This is a genomic window from Streptomyces monticola (assembly GCF_042665355.1).
Taxonomy (GTDB): Bacteria; Actinomycetota; Actinomycetes; order Streptomycetales; family Streptomycetaceae; genus Streptomyces; species Streptomyces monticola.
The window spans coordinates 41,673-59,254 of sequence record NZ_JBHTCF010000012.1 but is presented as its reverse complement, the minus strand read 5'-3'; the positions used below and the strand labels follow the sequence as shown (position 1 = coordinate 59,254).

Genomic DNA, 17,582 nt, shown 5'->3' with positions numbered 1-17,582 from the left:
CCCCTGATGGTGGTGGTGGCCTGACTCGTGACACTCTGTGGCTTGTCAGGCAGGGCCAACCATGGCCAATTCGGGGAAGGTGGACTGGTCGCGATGGCGCAGTGGACTTCGGCGGTGGGCGCAGCTCAGCTCGCCCGTCTGATCGCCTCCCAGCAGGACCGTCCACCGGGGCCCGGCAGTCGCCGTCCGCCCGCCTACCGGGCGCTAGCCGACGGCATCCGCCTCCTGGTCCTGGAAGGGCGGGTCCCGGTGGCCGCACGGCTGCCCGCGGAGCGGGAGCTCGCCCTCTCCCTCAATGTCAGCCGCACCACGGTGGCCGCCGCCTACGAGGCGCTGCGCAGCGAAGGGTTCCTCGAATCCCGCAGGGGGGCGGGCAGTTGGACCGCTGTGCCGGCCGGAAATCCGCTGCCCGCGCGGGGCCTGGAACCGCTGCCGCCCGAGGCGCTCGGCTCCATGATCGACCTCGGCTGTGCGGCGCTGCCGGCGCCCGAGCCCTGGCTGACCCGGTCCGTGCAGGGCGCCCTTGAGGAGCTGCCGCCGTACGCGCACACCCACGGCGACTACCCTGCCGGCCTGCCCGCGCTGCGCCAGATGCTCGCCGACCGCTACACCGAGCGCGGCATCCCGACCATGCCCGAGCAGATCATGGTGACGACCGGCGCGATGGGCGCCATCGACGCGATCTGTCATCTCTTCGCCGGGCGCGGTGAGCGCATCGCCGTCGAGTCGCCCTCGTACGCGAACATCCTGCAGCTGATGCGCGAGGCGGGCGTCCGCCTCGTACCCGTAGCGATGGCCGAGGGCCTGACCGGCTGGGACATGGACCGCTGGCGCCAGGTGCTGCGCGACGCCGCACCGCGTCTCGCCTATGTCGTCGCCGACTTCCACAACCCGACCGGCGCCCTGCCCGACGAGGACCAGCGCCGGCAGATGGTCGACGCGGCCCGCTCCGCGGGGACGGTCCTGGTCGCCGACGAGACGATGTCGGAGCTGTGGCTGGACGAGGATCTTCGGCTGCCGCGCCCGATGTGCGCCTTCGACCCCGGCGGGGCCACGGTGATCACCGTGGGTTCGGCCAGCAAGGCCTTCTGGGCCGGCATGCGGATCGGCTGGGTGCGGGCCGCGCCCGACGTCATCCGCAGTCTGGTCTCGGCGCGTGCGTACGCCGACCTCGGCACCCCCGTTCTGGAGCAGCTCGCGGTCAACTGGCTGCTCAGCACCGGGGGTTGGGAGGAGGCCGTCGGAATCCGCAGGGTGCAGGCCCGCGAGAACCGGGACTCTCTGGTGGCCGCCGTGCGCCGGGAGCTGCCGGACTGGGAGTTCGAGGTGCCCGGCGGCGGCCTGACCCTGTGGGTGCGGGCCGGCGGTCTCTCCGGATCGCGTCTCGCCGAGGTGGGGGAACGGGTCGGCGTCAGGGTTCCGTCCGGGCCGCGGTTCGGCGTGGACGGCGCCTTCGAGGGGTATGTGCGGCTGCCGTTCACGGTCGGCGGGCCGCTGGCCGAGGAGGCGGCGGTGCGCCTCGCGGCCGCCGCCCGGCTCGTGGCCTCGGGCGCGGGCGGCGCGGGCACGGGGGCGACGGAGGCTTCGCGGACGTTCGTGGCCTGAAGCCGCGAAGGCCCGTGGCCTGAAAACAGGCGCCCGCGCGGTGTACGGGGCGCACGCGCGGTGTGGGGTGCGGTGCTGCTGGAGGGCCGGGCCCCGGCGGTGCGGCGGTCTTGAGGGGCCGGCCCGCGCGGTGGGGGTTCGGGAAAAGTCACGTCCGCGCGGGGGCGGCTTTCGGTGCTTCGGCTCCCGGCTCGGCCTCCTCGGTGACCGCCGGCTCAGCCCTCGGCGACCGCGGGCTCCGGTTCCGGTTCGGCGTCCGCAGGGGCGGAGCGTTCCGGGAGCAGGTCGAGGACGGCCTGCCGGTGCGTCTCGCTCGTCGCCTCGTCGTACGGGTCGGGCGTCGCCGGTACCTGCAGCCGGTGCACCGGGCCTGTGCCCATCCGTGCGTAGCCGCGGCCCGGCGGTACGTCGGGCGTGGTGGTCGTGTGCGGCTCCGCGCCGAGCACCTCGGCCAGCTGATCGGCGGTCGCGGGGCCGAGCGCCACACGCGCGCGCGTGTGCTGGCGTACCGGATCGATCAGGGCGTCCAGGCTGTCCCACTGCTCAGCCACCACCACCGTCACATTGGCCGCACGCCCATGGCGCAGCGGGACTTGGAGCAGTGCCTGCGGGTCGTTGCGGCCGTCCACCGCTGCCAGGTGCCCGAGGGCGCTCGGCCGGTCGAGCAGGATCCACAGCGGCCGCTTGCTGTCCTCGGGCGCGGGCTGCCCGGCCTGCCGTGCGCGGTTGGCGGCGATCAGGCGCCGCTCCGTCTCATGGGCCGCCCACTCCAGGGTGGCGAGCGCGCCCGCGAGGCCGCACTCGACGGCGAGCACACCGGCGCGGCCGGTCAGGCACGCGTACTCGCCGGTGCCGCTGCCCTCGACGATGAGGACGTCGCCGTGCTGCAGGGCCTGGAGGGCCACCGAGCGCATCAGTGTGGTGGTGCCGCTGCCCGGCTGGCCGACGATCAGCAGATGCGGCTCGGTGGAGCGGATACCGGTACGCCAGACCACGGGCGGCACATCGCGCTGCTCCTCGCCGTCCGCCACCGGCAGGGTGCGCTGCACGGACGTCTCGTCGGTGAAGCCGAGGACCGTCTCGCCGGGCGACGTCACGAAGCGCTGCGCCGCGATGTCGGTGGGCAGCGGGGCGAGGACGGTCACGGTGAGCTCGTTGCCCTCCTCGTCCCAGTCGAAGTGGTACTCGCGGCCGCGGCCCGACTTGGCGTGCAGCAGCTGCTCGATACGGGCACGGGAGGCCGCCTCGCCGTCGGTGAAGTAGGCGGGGTAGCGCAGCACCAGGCGGGAGATCCGGCCGTTGTCGTCGAAGTCGTAGGAGCCGAAGGCCTGCTCCCAGTCGCCGCCGTGGGAGTACAGCGGACTGGGGTCCTCGGCCACGGAGAAGTACGGCACGAGCGCCTCGTAGAGCGACTGGAGGCGCTGGACCTGGGCCTCGTCGGGCCCCGCCTGCACCGGGGTGCGGTCACGGCCCTTCCAGGCGGCGGTCGCCATGAGGGTGATCAGGGCGAGCAGCGGGCCGTACGGGATGAGGGCCACGACAAGAACCACGGAGGCCACCAGGAACAGCACCGGGCCGCGCCGGTCCTTGGGGGTCTCGGTCCATTTGCGCCGCCCGGCGGCAGCGAGGCGGCGCAGTCCCCGAGTGATGGTGATCAGGGGATGGAGGACGTCAGTGGCGCTGTCGGCAGCCGTCCTCGCCAGCTCTCTGCTCCTGGCGATGGAGGCAGTGCCGCTGGTCAGAATGCGGGGGAGTGGTCGCCTGGCCACGTCGGTCTCCTGAAGTTGTTGTTCCGCAGGGGTCTGGGGGTCAGAACTTGATCCCGCCCAGGAGGCTGGCCAGGCTCGCACCGCCGGCCTTGATGCTCGGGGCGATGGCGGTGCCCGCGAGATAGAAGCCGAAGAGAGCGCAGACCAGCGCGTGAGAGGCCTTGAGTCCGTCCTTGCGGAAGAAGAGGAAGACGATGACTCCGAGCAGCACGACGCCTGAGATGGACAGGATCATGATGGTTTCTCCTGGTTGGTGGGGACAGTCACCATGAGTTCTTCCAGGCTCACAGCATGTATCCATACGACAAAAGGTGCAAGCGAGTGAATTTCCGCTAATTTCGCCAGAATGGCCGCATGCCGGTGGGCCACCCGGGGCCCCTGGTGCGGGCACCGTCCGGCCCGAGGTGATCTTTGCCTCTGCCACCGGCGCTCATGTACTCAGGAGGGCAGTACGCTGGCGATTCACTCATACGGCCGACGGGGCGGCGGCCCCCGAGGTGACGTATGACGCGTACCCGTCGGCGGTACGTAACGGACCCACCCCGCACCCCCAGTACCCATCACTCGCAGCGAAAGGCGGTCCTGCCCATGACTGAAGCCCCCGATCCGGAGGTCGTGGAGCTCGCCACGAAGATCTTCGATCTGGCGCGGCAGGGCGAGACCGAGGCGCTCGCCGCCTATGTCGACGCGGGCGTGCCGGTGAACCTCACCAATGACCGCGGTGACTCCCTCGTGATGCTCGCCGCCTACCACGGGCACGCGGACGCGGTGCGCGCGCTGCTCACCCGCGGCGCCGACGCCGGGCGGGTCAACGACCGCGGGCAGACCCCGCTGGCCGGGGCGGTCTTCAAGGGCGAGGACGAGGTGATCAAGGCGCTGCTCGACGGCGGCGCCGACCCGGCCGCCGGTACGCCGTCGGCCATCGACACGGCCCGGATGTTCGGCAAGGCCGAGCTCCTGGAGCTGTTCGGCGCCCAGTAGCGGGGCGCCGCGGGGGGCAGCCGGAAATGTGGTCGCGGTGGCCGAAGCCGCTGGTCCATCATGACGTCGTGATTCACGGACACGACTGCTGGGCAGACGCTGCAGCACGCGGGCCGTGAACGGCCCGTTCCGGGTCACCGACGAGAGGCAGAGGAAGATGGTCTACAGCAAGCAAGAGACGACGGGCAGCCGCACGTGTTGTTGCGCCGGCAGGTAGTGCACGATCCCCTGTTGCGTCGACAGCTTGATGTGAGGCATTTTCCATGTTCGACACGGTCATAGCGCCCAGCGGTACGCTGCTCGGCCTGCTCCAGAGGGGCCGGGGCGACGGCACGCTGCACGCGCTCACAGCGCCCCGCGCGGAGGCCCTCGCGGCCATCAATCACTGCGTGCTGAGCGACCCACGCCACGACTGGCAGGTGGAGAACCGCTCCCTGTACTACGCACGCCTGTATCTCGACCTCCACGGCGGCCTCGGCGACATCGAGCGGCACCTCTTCAGCGCCGGTGACGTGCTCGACACCGACGAGACCCGCACCGGTCTCGCCCTCGCCGTGCTCGGCCACCTCGCCTCGTACGGCCGCGGTGACGCCCTCGCGCTCCTGCGCCGCTACGCCGCCTTCGGCAGCAACTGGGCCTGGGCCCTGGACGAACTCGCCCTGCGCGACGAGGACTCCGGGCTCCGCGCCCTGGCCGAACCCGTCCTCGCGCGCTTCCCGAGCACCCCCGAGGGCGAGGGCGAACTCGCCGCCGCCGTACGGGATGCCTTCGAGCCACGGCCGTGGCGGCTGTGGGCCGAGGATGCGACGCGCCCCGAACTCGCGGCACGCGTGCGTGCCGCACAGGAGCGCGGCTCCTTCGACCAGTGGCAGCGCCAGTTGCGCTCACCGGGGCCGCAGCCCGGGTGGAGCGTGCGCGCCGTCTTCGACTGGGCCGAGGAGGCGATCGGACGCGGCGCCGGACTCCATGTGCCGGCCGCCCGCTGTCTGTCCGCCGTGGCCGGGCCCGAGGACCGCGACGAGATCCTCCTCGCCGCCCGCGCCGGTACCGACGGGGCCCGCAGTACCGCCCTGCGCTATCTCGCCGGGGCTCAGGACCCCGCCGTACTCGATCTGATCTCCGACGCCGTGGGTGACGGCTCGCGCACCGTCGTGGACGCCGCCGTCGACGCCTTCGAGCGGATGCGGGGCGACGCCGCCGTGGAGCGGGCCCGCGCCTGGGTGCGGCGGCCCGACGAACTCGGCGCCGCCGCCGGCCGTGTCCTCGCCTGCAGGGGCGGCGCACAGGACGCCGAGCTCGTCCTCGAGGCGCTGCGGGAGGCGGTGCGCGGCGAAGGACCCGACGCGGCGACCCTGTGGACCCTGGTCGACGGGGCCGGACGCCTCGGCATCCGCTGCGCGGCCCCCGTCCTGCGCCACGTCTACCGCGAGACCACCTCGTCCCATCTGCGCGGCCGGGCCGCACGCGCCCTCGCCGCCACCGACTCGACCTTTCCCGCGGGCTTCGCCGTCGAATGCCTCTGGGACTGCGAGGAGTCCACCCGCGAAGTCGCCGCCCGTCACGCCGAGACCGGTGACGCCCGCGTGGTCGACCAGCTCCGCCGGCTCGCCGCCGACCCGGCCGAAGAGGACGACGTACAGACGGCCGTACGCAGCCGGATCGGCCCCGACGCCCCCGCCGTATAGGCCGCGTTCAGGGACCGGACCACCCGCCGACGACTGCCGGGCCCGCCCTGGGCCCGGAACGCTCATGGGACGTTCCGCGGCCGGAAAGATCCACGTTGACGTGGCCACGCCGCGGCCGACGACAACACGGGTATGCGTGTCGTCATCGTCACCGAATCCTTCCCGCCCGATGTCAACGGTGTGGCGCACTGCGCCCTGCAGACCGCCCGCCACCTCCTGCGGCGCGGTCACGAGCCACTCGTCATCGCTCCCGCCACCGCGCCGGGAGCCACCGCGCCCGAGCCCGAGGCGCCCTGCCAGGTCGTCCGTGTCCGGTCCCTGCCGCTGCCCGGCTATCCGCAGGTCAGAGTGGCCGTGCCGAGCCGCCGAGTGGCCGCGGCCCTCGCGGCGTACCGGGCCGAACTCGTCCATCTCGCCAGCCCGTTCGTGCTCGGTGTGCGCGGTATGGCGGCCGCCGCGCGCCTGCGCATCCCCGCCGTCGCCGTCTACCAGACCGATCTCGCGGGCTATGCGCGGACCTACGTCGGGGCCGGTGAGGCCGCGGCCTGGCGGCGGATCAGGAGCGTCCACGCCGCCGCCGACCGCACCCTCGCCCCGTCCACGGCCGCCCTGCGCGACCTGACCGAACACCGGGTGCCGCGGGTGCGCCTGTGGCCGCGCGGTGTGGACACCGAACGCTTCAGGCCCGAGCGCAGGGATGAGGCCCTGCGCCGCGAACTCGCGCCGAACGGCGAGCTGATCGTCGGCTACGTGGGCCGTCTGGCCCCGGAGAAACAGGTCGAACTCCTCGCCGGGGCCTGCGCCCTGGAGGGGGTACGCGTGGTCGTCGTCGGCGACGGGCCGAGCGGGCCCGCGCTGCGCGCCGCGCTGCCCGGGGCCGTCTTCCTCGGCCGTCGCGCCGGCGACGAACTCGCCCGGATCTTCGCCTCGTTGGACGTCTTCGTGCACACCGGCCCCTACGAGACCTTCTGCCAGACCGTCCAGGAGGCCATGGCCAGCGGGGTGCCCGTGGTGGCACCCGCGGCCGGCGGGCCGCTCGACCTCGTCGGCCACGGCCGCACCGGGCTGCTCGTGACGCCGGGCGACGCGCCCGCCGTGCGTGACGCCGTCTGGGCGCTCAGCGCCGATCCGCGGCTGCGCGCGGCGTACGGCAGCGCCGGGCGCGCGGCCGTCGAGGGGCACACCTGGGAAGCCGTGGGGGACCAGCTGATCGAGCACTACAGCGAGGTGCTCTCCGAGCGGGCGGCGGTGGCGGCGTGAGGGGCGGTATGGGCAACGCCCGGCGGAGCGGTATGGGCAACGCCCGGCGGAGCGCTACGGGGGACGCCCAGCCGAGCGGTGCGCCGGGTGGTCCGGGGAGCCGGAGGGGTGGTGGTACGAGTCTGCGGATCGTGCGCCTCGCCAACTTCGTCACCCCGTCGTCCGGCGGACTGCGCACCGCACTGCGGGAGTTGGGCGCCGGATATCTGGCGGCGGGCCACGAACCCGTTCTCGTCGTGCCCGGCGAGCGGGCCTCCGACCGGCAGACACCACAGGGGCGGGTCATCACGCTGCCCGGGCCCGTGCTGCCCGGCACCGGCGGCTACCGGATCCTCGCCGACCGGGCCCGGCTCGCTCGCCTCCTGGAGCAGCTCGGGCCCGACCGGCTCGAGGTCTCCGACCGCACCACACTGCGCTGGACCGGGGAGTGGGCGCGCCGCGCCCGGATCCCGGCCGTCATGGTCTCCCACGAGACGGCCGACGGTGTCCTTCGCGCCTGGGGGCTGCCACGGGCCGCCGCGCGGCGCGCGGCCGACGTCCTCAACTCCCGTACCGCCCATGCCTACGCGCGCGTGGTGTGCACCACCGAATGGGCCGAGCGGGAGTTCGTCCGCATCGGCGCGCGCAATGTCGTACGGGCCCCACTGGGCGTCGACTTGGAGCGTTGCCGTCCCGGTCTGCGCGACCAAGGGGTGCGGGAGCGGCACGCGCGCGTGGACGAGGTGCTGCTTGTGCTGTGCTCGCGGCTGTCCGTGGAGAAGCGGCCCGGCGTCGCCCTCGACACCCTTGAAGCGCTGCGGGCACGCGGAGTGCGGGCCCGGCTCGTGGTCGCCGGGGACGGGCCCCTGCGCGACCGGCTCGCCCAGCGGGCACACACACGCGGACTGCCCGTCACGTTCCTCGGGCATCTCACGGACCGCGCCGAACTCGCCGTGCTGCAGGCGACCGCAGATGTGTGCCTCGCCCCCGGGCCCGCGGAGACCTTCGGGCTCGCCGCACTCGAGGCACTGGCCTGCGGGACTCCGGTGGTGGCCAGCGCGGCGTCGGCGCTGCCGGAGATCCTGGGGCCCGCCGGTGCCGCCGCGGACGGAGCGGAGGATTTCGCCCACGCGGTACGGGAGTTGCTCGCGCGGCCCGAAGGTGCCCGCAGGGAGGCCGCACGCGCGCGTGCGGAGTGTTTCGGCTGGGACGGCGCCATAGGGGCGTTTCTGGCCGCGCACGATGTGCCCGGGCCGCCTGTCCAGCTGCCGCTGCGGGGTGCGGCATGAGCCCGGAGCACGGGGTGCGGTTCGCCGCGCTCGGCGACTCGCTCACCGAAGGTGTGGGAGACCCCGTCGGCGACGGCTGGCGCGGCTGGGCCGCACTGCTCGCCGAAGGGCTCGCGCCGGGCGAAGTCCCCGTCGAATTCCGTAACTTCGCCGTCAGCGGTGCCCAGACCCGGGACGTCCTGGAGCGGCAGCTGCCGCAGGCGCTGGAGTTCGGGCCCGACGTGGTCGCCGTCCTTGTGGGCGTCAACGACACCCTGCGCTGCACCTTCGACATCCATGGCATCGCCGCCCGCCTCGACGCGGTGTACGCCGCGTGCGCCGGACAGGGCGCGTTGCTGCTCACCGCCTGCCTGCCGGACCCGGGGGCGATGCTCGGTCTGCCCGGCACCCTGGCCCGCCCCCTCGGGCGTCGCCAGCGGGCGGTGAACACCGTCGTCCATGCACTCTCCGAGCGCTATGAGGTGGTGCATCTGCACGCGGCGGTGGGCGAGTGGATCGCCGACCGTGCGATGTGGAGCGCGGACCGGCTGCACCCGGGGGAGCGCGGGCACCGGATGCTCGCCGCGCGCTTCCACGCCCGGCTCGCCGCCTCCGGCCGGGAGCTCGGGCCACCGCCGTCGTGCGTGCCCGAGCGGCCGGAGCCCACCCGGAGCGCGAGTCTTCGCTGGCTGGCGACCGCGGGCACGGGATGGGTCGCGCGCCGCTGCACGGATCTGCTGCCACAGCTGATGGCCCTCGCGGCGGACGAGGTACGGCACGAAGTGCGGGGCACGCGGTGGCGGCTCGACGTACGGGCGTCGGCGGCCGTGTCCGCGGCGCTGGCGTCTGTGGCTGTGGATGCGGGGTGAGGCGGGGGAGCGTGAGGGGGTGGACGACTGCCCCGCTCAAGTCAGAGCGCGGACGACCGCCCCGCACCAGCGCCCCCTGCGCACCAGCCGCTGCGGCTCCCCGCGCCGCGCCCGCTCACGTCACAGCCGGCCGATGAACCGCACCGGCGTGCCCGGTCCGGCCTGTGCCGCCGTCCATACGTCGGACTCGCGTACCACCGCCACCACCGGATAGCCGCCGGTCGTCGGGTGGTCGGCGAGGAAGACGACCGGGCGGCCGTCCGGAGGGACCTGGACGGCGCCCAAGACCATCCCCTCGCTGGGGAGTTCGCCCTTGACGGCGCGTTCCAGCGGGGGGCCCTCGGTGCGCAGGCCGATGCGGTTGGCGGCGGCGGAGACCCGGTACGTGCGCGTGGTCAGGGTTTTCAGGGCCGCAGGGGTGAACCAGTCGGTGCGTGGGCCCGGGGTCACCCTGAGGACGAGGGCGGTGGGCGGGGCAGGTTGTGGGGCCACGTCCACGTGCGTGTGCGGGGTGGTTTCCGGGCCCAGAGGCAGCACCGTGCCGTCGGTGAGCGGTGCGGGGCCCAGGCCGGAGAGCAGGTCGGTGGAGCGGCTGCCGAGCACCGGTTCCCCGCCGATGCCGCCGCCGAACGCGACGTAGGAACGTACGCCCTGGTCCGCGGCGCCGATGGCGAGCAGCGCCCCGCCGGGGACCCGCACGGGCGCGCCCCAAGGCGCGGGCGCGCCGTCGACGGTCACAGGGCAGGGGGCGCCGGTGACCGCGACCGTCACCGCGCGGCGCGGGCGTACCGCACATCCGTTGAGCGTGGTCTCCAGGACGGCGGCCGAAGGGGCGTTGCCGACAAGGCGGTTGGCGAGCAGGGCGGCCGGCTGGTCGAGCGCACCGGAGCGGGGGACGCCCAGGTGGGCGTGGCCGGGGCGGCCGAGGTCCTGCACGGTGGTGAGGGCACCGCAGCGGACGACGGCGAGGGCGCGGTCCGTCATGCGTGCTCCGCCGTGGGCACGGACACAGGCTTCGCCGCGGCGCCGACAGGCCCGGACGCACCCGTGACCGGCACGAAGTGCACCCGGGTACCCGGTGACAGCAAAGCCGCCGGTACGCGCGCGTGGTCCCACAGAGGTGCGTCCGTCGTTCCGATGAGCTGCCAGCCGCCCGGTGAGGGCCGCGGGTAGACGCCGGTGTACGGGCCCGCGAGACCGACGGCGCCGGCCGGTACCGAGGTGCGCGGGGTGGCCCTGCGCGGCACCGTGTACCGCTCCGGCAGTCCCGTCAGATAGCCGAAGCCGGGTGCGAACCCGCAGAAGGCGACGCGGAATTCGGTCGTCGAGTGGATGCGTACGACCTCATCGGCGGCCACGCCCCACAGTGCCGCGACCTCCGCCAGATCGGGCCCGTCGTAGCGCACGGGGAGTTCGACCACTTCCTGCGCGCGCGGGGGCGCCGCCGGGATGTCCCAGGTGACCAGTTGCGCGGCCAGCGCCCGCGGGTCTTCGACGCCGTCGAGGAGCACCGTGCGCGCGGCGGGCACGATCTCGCGCACGGGCGGCAGGGTGCCCGCCGCGCGGCGTTCGATGAGGGCGGCGTGCAGGGCCTCGGCATCGGCGCCGCTGTCCAGCTCCACGAGAAGGGCGTGCTCGCCCACGGGCCGGATCCGCGGGTGCGACGCGGCGGACGTTGCGGGTGCCCTCATGCGAAGGCCCGTACCTCGACGCCCGCCGACTCCAGGCGGCCGCGGACCTCTCTGGCCAGCGCCACCGCGCCGGGTGTGTCCCCGTGCAGGCACAGAGAGCGGGCCCGCACTCCGACCCTTCGGCCCGACAGGGAGGTGACGGCCCCCCGGGTGGCCAGCCCCAGTGAACGCTCGACGACCGCGTCGGGCGCGGTGATGACGGCGCCCGCACGCGCGCGTGGCACCAGCGTGCCCTCGTCCGTGTAGGCGCGGTCCGCGAACGCCTCGGCCACGACGGGAAGTCCCGCCTTGTCCGCCACCTCCAGGACCCGGGCGCCGGGAAGGCCGAGCAGCGGCAGGCCGCCGCCCGCGAGCAGCACGCCGTCGACCACGGCCGTGGCCTGCTCCTCGTCGTGCACGACCCGGTTGTAGAGCGCTCCGTGCGGTTTGACGTACGTCACGCGGGCGCCCGCGGCCCGGGCGAAGACCTCCAAGGCGCCGATCTGGTAGGCGACTTCGGCGGCGAGCTCGTCGGCGGGCACGTCCATCGGGCGGCGTCCGAAGCCCGCCAGGTCCCGGTAGGACACCTGGGCGCCGATGCGTACGCCGCGCTCCACGGCGAGCTCGCACACCCGCCGCATCGTCGCGGCGTCCCCCGCGTGGAAGCCGCAGGCCACGTTGGCACTGGTGACGACGGAGAGCAGCTGTTCGTCGTCGGTCAGGCGCCAGCGGCCGAAGCCCTCGCCGAGGTCGGCGTTCAGGTCGATCAGAGCCGGGGTCATGTAGTGCGTACGTCCTTTGCTCAGGCCACGCGGTAGTGCTCGTCGCGGGCGTCGGTGAGGAACATCTGGCCCGGTGCGTGGGTGAGCGCGAACGGCGGCCGCGAGGCCATGACCGCGGCCTGCGGGGTGACTCCGCAGGCCCAGAACACCGGGATCTCGTCCCGCCCGACGGTGACCGCGTCGCCGAAGTCGGGCCGGGCGAGGTCGTCGATGCCGAGCGCCGCGGGGTCGCCGCAGTGCACGGGGCCGCCGTGGCAGGCCGGGTAGAGGGCGGTCTCGTGGATCGCGGTGGCGATTCGGTCCTGGGGCACTGGGCGCATCGAGACCACCATGCGGCCGTGCAGGCGTCCCGCCGGGCGGCAGCGCCGTTCGGTCACGTACATGGGCACGTTGCGGCCCTGCTCTATGTGCCGGATCGGCACCCCTGCGGCGGCGAGCGCCGCTTCGAAGGTGAAGCTGCAGCCGATCAGGAACGTCACCAGGTCCGGGCGCCAGTGGCCGCTCACGTCGGTGGGCTCGTCGACGAGTTCGCCGTGCTCCCACACGCGGTAGCGGGGCAGATCGGTGCGCAGATCCGCGCCGGGGGCCAGGTGCGTGGTCCACTCCCCGGCGTCGGTGACGTCGAGGACCGGGCAGGCCTTGGGGTTGCGCTGGCAGAACAGCAGCATGTCGTACGCCCAGTCGGCGGGGACGGCGATCAGGTTGGCCTGGGTGTGCCCGGGGGCGAGGCCCGCCGTCGGTCCACCGCTGCCCGCGCGGAAGCGGGCGCGGGCCGCCCGGGGACCCACGCGCGCGTGCGTGCGGGTCATGTCAGCTCCTTCCCGCGCGTCTCGGGCAGCCCGAGCAGGGCCACGACCGCGATCCCGTAGGCGAGCGCCCCGAACACGAGCGCGCCGCCCACGCCCCAGCTCTCCGCCAAGAAGCCCACCAGAGTGGGGAATACGGCGCCCACGCCCCGTCCCGCGTTGTACGTGAAGCCCTGCCCCGTGCCGCGTACCGCCGTCGGGTACAGCTCGCTCAGGAACGAGCCGAAACCGCTGAAGATCGCCGACATGCAGAAGCCGAGCGGGAAACTCACCACCAGAAGCGTGCTGTTGGAGCCTTCGGGGATGGCCGAGAAGGCCAGGATGCACAGGGCGGAGAGGAACGCGAAGAGCGCGATGTTCTTCTTGCGGCCGAGCCGGTCGGTCAGATAGCCGCCGGTCAGATAGCCGATGAAGGCGCCCGAGATGAGTACGGCGAGATAGCCGCCGGTGCCGACGACGGAGAGGCCGCGCTCGGTCTTGAGATAGGTCGGGATCCAGGTGGACAGCGTGTAGTAGCCGCCCTGCACGCCGGTGGAGAGCAGCCCGGCGAACAGCGTGGTGCGCAGCAGTCCCGGCTTGAAGATCGCCGCGAAGGAGCCCTTGTCGCGGCTCTGCCGGCGCGCCTCGGCGGCTTTGGGGGCGTCGCTGACGTTGCGGCGTACGTAGATCACGAGCAGGGCGGGCAGGGCGCCGGTGAAGAACATCACGCGCCAGGCGATGTCCTCGTCGAGGAACTGGTAGACCACGGTGTAGACGATCACCGCGAGGCCCCAGCCGACGGCCCAGGCGCTCTGGATGCCGCCGAGGGTGCGGCCGCGGTGCTTGGCCGTGGCGTACTCGGCGACCAGGATCGCGCCGACCGCCCACTCACCGCCGAAACCGAGGCCCTGGAGGGCGCGGAAGACCAGCAGGGTCTCGTAGTTGGGGGCGAAGCCGCACAGAACGGTGAAGACGGCGTATGTGATCACCGTGAGCATCAGCGCCTTGACCCGGCCCACGCGGTCGGCGAGGACGCCCGCGAGTGCGCCGCCGACGGCGGACACGACCAGGGTGACGGTGGTGAACAGACCGGTCTGGCCGCTGTCCAGGCTGAAGTAGGCGGCGATGGCCACCATGCTCAGGGGCAGCGTGAAGTAGTCGTAGGAGTCCAGGGCATAGCCGCCGAACGCGCCGGCGAAGGCGCGCCTGCCGCGCGGCCCGAGCGCACGCAGCCAGCCGAACGGGCCGCCGGCGTCGGGCAGTTGGCCCTGGGGTCCGGCGGGGGAGTCCTGCGCCGCTGGGTGGGGCTGAGGGGTCGTACTCATCCGGCACCTCGCAAGGAGTGGGAGGAGGGCGCTTCGGGAGTTCGCGTGCTCAGCACCGTAGGGGATTGTTCAACAATCCCTCAATACCCATGTTGTTTCGTTCTTGTATCTGCGCTTGAATTCCGTCATGAACGGTCTCGTGGACGATCGCGCACTCCTTGGTCGTACGAGCACGGCGGAGCGGGTGGCGGACATCTTGCGCGGCCGGATCGCGGACGGCTACTTCCCGCCGGGCGAGCGGCTTTCGGAGGAGAGCATCGGCTCCGCGCTCAAGGTCTCGCGCAACACTTTGCGTGAGGCGTTCCGGCTGCTCACGCACGAGCGGCTGCTGGTACACGAACTCAACCGCGGTGTGTTCGTGCGGGTGTTGACCGTCGATGACGTCGAGGACATCTTCCGTACGCGGCGCCTGGTCGAGTGTGCCGTGGTGCGCGGACTCGGCCGTCCGCCGTACGTGCTCGACGGCCCCGCCGAAGCCGTCGCCGAGGGGCGCAAGGCGGCGCGGGAGCGGGACTGGAAGGGCGTCGGCACGGCCAATATCCACTTCCACGGGGAGCTGGTCGCCCTGGCCGGAAGCGCCCGTATGAACGAGCTGATGCGCAGCGTCTTCGCGGAACTGCGCCTCGTCTTCCACGTGGTGGACGATCCGCGCCGCCTGCACGAGCCGTATCTGGCCCGAAACCGCCGGATCCTGGAGACCCTGCAGGCCGGTGAGCGGGTGGCGGCCGAGCGGCTGCTCGCCGAGTATCTCGACGACTCGCGGCAGCGGATGATCGAGGCGTACGAGGCGGGGCTGGAGGAGAGCGGCGCGGACGAGGGCTGACCGGGCGCGGACGAGGACCGGCTGACCGGCCCGGCCGTGCGCGGGGAGGTCCCGGAGGTGTCCTTCACGCCAACAGCTCGACAAATAGGGCAAAACGGACGTGAAACGGTATAGCCACCCGTCTCATCTGCGTCGTTTCGACCGTTGTCAGTGGGACCGCCTAATCTTTCCGTCGTGACTGCACCTGCCCCGGCCAACGCCGTACCGTCCCCGGCCCAGGGCCCGGCCGCCGACGAAGGCCTGGCCAGGCGCCTGCGCGCCCTCGCCTGCACGGCCCCGCTGCACGACCTCGACGTGCGCAAGGCCAACCTCGCCGGTGAGTACTCGGTGTACGCGATGGCGGAGGTGGCCCTCTCGGCCATCGACCTCGTCACGCTCAACATGGACTTCGACACGGGCGCCGACCACGAACAGATAGTGGCCAGGCTCATCCCGCGCGTCGCCGCCCAGGCCGTACAGCGCCCCGCCGCCGAGCACGAGCGGGTGGCCCGCTGGGTCCTGGAGAACCTGATCAACGTCGGCAGCGTCGACCGAGGCTTCCGCGCGGTCTACGGCACCTTCGGCCCCGACGGCACCTATGTCCGCCGTGACTACGACTTCAAGCTGATCGAAGAAGTCCCCGGCTACGGCGGCGGTGTCTATCTGCGCACCACCGACGAAGCGGTCAACGTCCTGGTGGGCGCCCTCGACACCGATGTCACGAGTGCCCAGATCGCGGCCGAGGTCAAGCTCGAAGTGCTGATCAGCCGCGGCCGGCTCGCCGACGCCCAGCTCGCCGCGGAGCAGGCCCGCTACCGCACCGTGCAGTACTCGGAAACGCTGCGCCGCGCGCTGGACGCGACCCGGCGCAACGTCCGCGCGGTCGACTGGCTCGAGACCGTGCCCGACATGATCGCCGAGGCACTCGACCACGTGGCCGACCGCTACCGCCACGAGAACGCCATCCTGACCAACATCCGCAAGGCCCGTGACGAGGCCGAGGACCCCGAGCACAAGCGGCGGGCGGCCGAGCTGGTCGACATCGTCAAGGACTGCATCCGGCGCCACACACAACTGCAGTCCCGCCTCCTCGAAGCGGGCCCGCTCTTCCGCGCCGAGCAGGACCGGCAGGCCTTCGCCACCCCCACCGCCCGCGCGGGACTGGATCTGTACGGCCAGCTGGTCGCCCCGCTCCTTCCGCTCCCCGTGGACCGGGCACTGCGCGTCACCGACGCCTTCTTCGCCCGCGGCACCGGCCTGCGCACCCCCTCGGCGGTGCGCGTGGGAGACCTGGTCGAGCTGCTGCTCACGCCGCCCATAGAGCGCGAGCACCTGGGCGCGGAGATGCCGGAGCCCGATCTCATCGCGACCCCCGACGACAGCCGGTTCAGCGAGGAGCAACTGGCCGTGGCCATGGAGCTGCTCGACCTGGAGCACGACGCTCCGCGCCGCCTTTCCGGGCTGCTCGCCGAGGCCCGGCGGCGCGACCCCGAACTGCCGTATCTCGTGGCGCTGCTCGCGGTGCACGCCGCCAGCCCTCCGGTCGGTACGGCGTACCGGCAGGGGGAGCCGAAGCTGTTGTTCGCCGTGGACGACGGGACGGAGCTCGACGACCCGGAGTTCGGGGGCGCGGACCTGATCGTGGGGACGGCGCTGCTCGACGCGGTGGGGATGGCGGCGGATCGGACGGTGGCGGCGTGACGGTCTCGTTCTTCCCCGGCCCCGCCCCGTCCCGCAGCCGGGGCGTCGCCCCCTCCCGCAACCAGGGCTTCGCCCCGGACCCCGATCGCCCCGCGGGCTCGTCCTCAAGCGCCGGACGGGCTGAGACGTGCAAGGAGCAGTACCTGTGAGCGAGCAGCACACCGAGAGCCCAGCGTGGAGCGAGCCCGAGGCCCGCCCCGCGCCCGCTCCCGTCACCCCGGCCGACGCCGCCGACGCCGCGCGGCTCGTGTCCTTCGGGCTCCAGCCCAAACTGCAGCCCGCGCGGGACGCCGAGTACACCGAGCTCCTGCGCCGGTACCGCGAGGACCCGGCGTTCGCGCGGCTCGCCGACGCCGTCGCCACGGGGCTCGGACTCGTCGTCCTGGAGGTGTCCCCGCGCGCGGGGATGGCGGTCACCGCCGCGGAGGACTCCGTCTTCGCGGTCCGCATGGGGGACTACGCACGCCGTGCCTCGTCCGACGCGGGCGACCGCTTCCTGCACGGGCTCGCGCATCTCGCGGTCGCCGCCCTGGCGTTCCCGCGGCCCGAAGACCTCGCCGACGACGGCTACATCGGCCGCGTCACGGTCAACGGCGTGGACGCCTTCGTCCGCCAGGCCTGCCGCCGCCTCGAAGAACGCGCGGAGGAGCAGGGCGAGAACACCGACCCGGCCAGCGACGCCCCGGGCCTGGAGGCCGCCTGGCGGATCTGGGCGCGGCGCAGCTCCACCGGCGCCACCAAGGACGCCCGGCGCCTCGCCGGATCGACCACCGGCATCATCGGCAAGGCCGTCGCATTCCTCACCGACTCCGGGTTCCTGCAGCGCACCGGGGACGACTCGGGCGGCACCTACCGCACCACCGCCCGTTACCAGCTGCAGGTGCGCGACATGGCGGGCAGCGCCGCCATGGCCGAGCTCCTCGACCTCGGCGTCGTGCCCGTGACCGACGGCACCGCCAGCCTCATCCCGGCCGACGAAAGCGAGGACCTGGAGCTGGCCGCCGGCGCCGGACTGCCCTTCCACGCAGGCGAGCGCACGTAGAGCGGACACGGGCAGGCCCCGGCCGCCCCCGCCCCGACCGCCTGCGCCGTCCCGACCGC

The 17,582-nt window shown here is 73.3% G+C and carries 16 protein-coding genes; 9 read left to right on the top strand and 7 right to left on the bottom strand.

Annotated features, from left to right (window positions below):
* Nucleotides 1-93 precede the first annotated feature (93 nt).
* Nucleotides 94-1,605: an SCO1417 family PLP biosynthesis transcription factor gene (locus ACFQVC_RS25675; protein ID WP_381834832.1), complete on the top strand. Its 1,512-nt coding sequence runs from the start codon at nucleotides 94-96 to the stop codon at nucleotides 1,603-1,605.
* A gap of 215 nt (nucleotides 1,606-1,820) precedes the next feature.
* Here ACFQVC_RS25675 and ACFQVC_RS25670 read toward each other — a convergent pair whose 3' ends face one another.
* Together ACFQVC_RS25670 and ACFQVC_RS25665 are read right to left on the bottom strand one after the other, a co-directional pair.
* Nucleotides 1,821-3,374, bottom strand: a complete 1,554-nt coding sequence (locus tag ACFQVC_RS25670; RefSeq protein WP_381834830.1) for an ATP-binding protein — start codon at nucleotides 3,372-3,374, stop codon at nucleotides 1,821-1,823.
* Nucleotides 3,375-3,414: 40 nt separating this feature from the next.
* A complete protein-coding gene (locus ACFQVC_RS25665; protein ID WP_030360399.1) occupies nucleotides 3,415-3,609 on the bottom strand; it encodes a hypothetical protein in 195 nt (64 codons plus the stop codon).
* 353 nt (nucleotides 3,610-3,962) lie between these two features.
* Here ACFQVC_RS25665 and ACFQVC_RS25660 point away from each other — a divergent pair, with 353 nt between their 5' ends.
* The 5 genes from ACFQVC_RS25660 (at nucleotide 3,963) to ACFQVC_RS25640 (ending at nucleotide 9,416) form a co-directional block, all read left to right on the top strand.
* Nucleotides 3,963-4,355 carry an ankyrin repeat domain-containing protein gene (locus ACFQVC_RS25660; RefSeq protein ID WP_381834828.1) on the top strand — a complete coding sequence of 131 codons (393 nt, stop codon included), beginning with the start codon at nucleotides 3,963-3,965 and terminating at the stop codon, nucleotides 4,353-4,355.
* A gap of 263 nt (nucleotides 4,356-4,618) precedes the next feature.
* Complete coding sequence (locus ACFQVC_RS25655; RefSeq protein WP_381834826.1) at nucleotides 4,619-6,040, top strand: HEAT repeat domain-containing protein; 1,422 nt, start codon at nucleotides 4,619-4,621, stop codon at nucleotides 6,038-6,040.
* A 132-nt stretch (nucleotides 6,041-6,172) separates the two neighbouring features.
* Nucleotides 6,173-7,300, top strand: coding sequence for a glycosyltransferase family 4 protein (locus ACFQVC_RS25650; protein ID WP_381834824.1), 1,128 nt, complete (start codon nucleotides 6,173-6,175; stop codon nucleotides 7,298-7,300).
* 32 nt (nucleotides 7,301-7,332) lie between these two features.
* Nucleotides 7,333-8,568 carry a glycosyltransferase gene (locus ACFQVC_RS25645; protein WP_381835195.1) on the top strand — a complete coding sequence of 412 codons (1,236 nt, stop codon included), beginning with the start codon at nucleotides 7,333-7,335 and terminating at the stop codon, nucleotides 8,566-8,568.
* Entirely contained in the window at nucleotides 8,565-9,416 is an 852-nt protein-coding gene (locus tag ACFQVC_RS25640; RefSeq protein ID WP_381834822.1) for an SGNH/GDSL hydrolase family protein, read from the top strand. The genes ACFQVC_RS25645 and ACFQVC_RS25640 overlap by 4 nt, the downstream gene beginning before the upstream one ends.
* Before the next feature lie 120 nt (nucleotides 9,417-9,536).
* Here ACFQVC_RS25640 and ACFQVC_RS25635 read toward each other — a convergent pair whose 3' ends face one another.
* The 5 genes from ACFQVC_RS25635 to ACFQVC_RS25615 are packed head-to-tail and all read right to left on the bottom strand — an operon-like array spanning nucleotide 9,537 to nucleotide 13,978.
* Nucleotides 9,537-10,400 carry a 5-oxoprolinase subunit C family protein gene (locus ACFQVC_RS25635; RefSeq protein ID WP_381834820.1) on the bottom strand — a complete coding sequence of 288 codons (864 nt, stop codon included), beginning with the start codon at nucleotides 10,398-10,400 and terminating at the stop codon, nucleotides 9,537-9,539.
* Nucleotides 10,397-11,107 carry a 5-oxoprolinase subunit PxpB gene (gene pxpB / locus ACFQVC_RS25630; RefSeq protein WP_381834818.1) on the bottom strand — a complete coding sequence of 237 codons (711 nt, stop codon included), beginning with the start codon at nucleotides 11,105-11,107 and terminating at the stop codon, nucleotides 10,397-10,399. Before pxpB ends, ACFQVC_RS25635 begins: the two co-directional genes overlap by 4 nt.
* The gene (locus ACFQVC_RS25625) at nucleotides 11,104-11,868 is read right to left on the bottom strand and encodes a LamB/YcsF family protein (protein ID WP_381834816.1); all 765 of its coding nucleotides are present in this window, start codon (nucleotides 11,866-11,868) and stop codon (nucleotides 11,104-11,106) included. The genes pxpB and ACFQVC_RS25625 overlap by 4 nt, the downstream gene beginning before the upstream one ends.
* Nucleotides 11,869-11,888: 20 nt before the next feature.
* Nucleotides 11,889-12,677 (bottom strand): putative hydro-lyase, encoded by a 789-nt coding sequence (locus tag ACFQVC_RS25620; RefSeq protein WP_381834814.1) that lies wholly within the window; start codon nucleotides 12,675-12,677, stop codon nucleotides 11,889-11,891.
* On the bottom strand, nucleotides 12,674-13,978 hold the full coding sequence (locus tag ACFQVC_RS25615) for an MFS transporter (RefSeq protein ID WP_381834812.1): 1,305 nt from the start codon (nucleotides 13,976-13,978) through the stop codon (nucleotides 12,674-12,676). The genes ACFQVC_RS25620 and ACFQVC_RS25615 overlap by 4 nt, the downstream gene beginning before the upstream one ends.
* A gap of 127 nt (nucleotides 13,979-14,105) precedes the next feature.
* Here ACFQVC_RS25615 and ACFQVC_RS25610 point away from each other — a divergent pair, with 127 nt between their 5' ends.
* The 3 genes from ACFQVC_RS25610 (at nucleotide 14,106) to ACFQVC_RS25600 (ending at nucleotide 17,523) form a co-directional block, all read left to right on the top strand.
* Nucleotides 14,106-14,801: a GntR family transcriptional regulator gene (locus ACFQVC_RS25610; protein WP_381834810.1), complete on the top strand. Its 696-nt coding sequence runs from the start codon at nucleotides 14,106-14,108 to the stop codon at nucleotides 14,799-14,801.
* Between the two features lie 174 nt (nucleotides 14,802-14,975).
* Nucleotides 14,976-16,481 (top strand): hypothetical protein, encoded by a 1,506-nt coding sequence (locus ACFQVC_RS25605; RefSeq protein WP_381834808.1) that lies wholly within the window; start codon nucleotides 14,976-14,978, stop codon nucleotides 16,479-16,481.
* Nucleotides 16,482-16,626: 145 nt separating this feature from the next.
* Nucleotides 16,627-17,523: a hypothetical protein gene (locus ACFQVC_RS25600; protein ID WP_381834806.1), complete on the top strand. Its 897-nt coding sequence runs from the start codon at nucleotides 16,627-16,629 to the stop codon at nucleotides 17,521-17,523.
* The last annotated feature ends 59 nt before the right edge of the window (nucleotides 17,524-17,582 follow it).

Excerpts from the sequence above, each read along its gene's own strand:
- ACFQVC_RS25675 (WP_381834832.1), top strand. The coding sequence starts at position 94 with ATGGCGCAGTGGACTTCGGCGGTGGGCGCAGCTCAGCTCGCCCGTCTG.
- ACFQVC_RS25665 (WP_030360399.1), bottom strand. The coding sequence starts at position 3,609 with ATGATCCTGTCCATCTCAGGCGTCGTGCTGCTCGGAGTCATCGTCTTC.
- ACFQVC_RS25660 (WP_381834828.1), top strand. The coding sequence starts at position 3,963 with ATGACTGAAGCCCCCGATCCGGAGGTCGTGGAGCTCGCCACGAAGATC.
- ACFQVC_RS25655 (WP_381834826.1), top strand. The coding sequence starts at position 4,619 with ATGTTCGACACGGTCATAGCGCCCAGCGGTACGCTGCTCGGCCTGCTC.
- ACFQVC_RS25650 (WP_381834824.1), top strand. The coding sequence starts at position 6,173 with ATGCGTGTCGTCATCGTCACCGAATCCTTCCCGCCCGATGTCAACGGT.
- ACFQVC_RS25645 (WP_381835195.1), top strand. The coding sequence starts at position 7,333 with ATGGGCAACGCCCGGCGGAGCGCTACGGGGGACGCCCAGCCGAGCGGT.
- ACFQVC_RS25640 (WP_381834822.1), top strand. The coding sequence starts at position 8,565 with ATGAGCCCGGAGCACGGGGTGCGGTTCGCCGCGCTCGGCGACTCGCTC.
- ACFQVC_RS25635 (WP_381834820.1), bottom strand. The coding sequence starts at position 10,400 with ATGACGGACCGCGCCCTCGCCGTCGTCCGCTGCGGTGCCCTCACCACC.
- pxpB (WP_381834818.1), bottom strand. The coding sequence starts at position 11,107 with ATGAGGGCACCCGCAACGTCCGCCGCGTCGCACCCGCGGATCCGGCCC.
- ACFQVC_RS25625 (WP_381834816.1), bottom strand. The coding sequence starts at position 11,868 with ATGACCCCGGCTCTGATCGACCTGAACGCCGACCTCGGCGAGGGCTTC.
- ACFQVC_RS25620 (WP_381834814.1), bottom strand. The coding sequence starts at position 12,677 with ATGACCCGCACGCACGCGCGCGTGGGTCCCCGGGCGGCCCGCGCCCGC.
- ACFQVC_RS25615 (WP_381834812.1), bottom strand. The coding sequence starts at position 13,978 with ATGAGTACGACCCCTCAGCCCCACCCAGCGGCGCAGGACTCCCCCGCC.
- ACFQVC_RS25610 (WP_381834810.1), top strand. The coding sequence starts at position 14,106 with ATGAACGGTCTCGTGGACGATCGCGCACTCCTTGGTCGTACGAGCACG.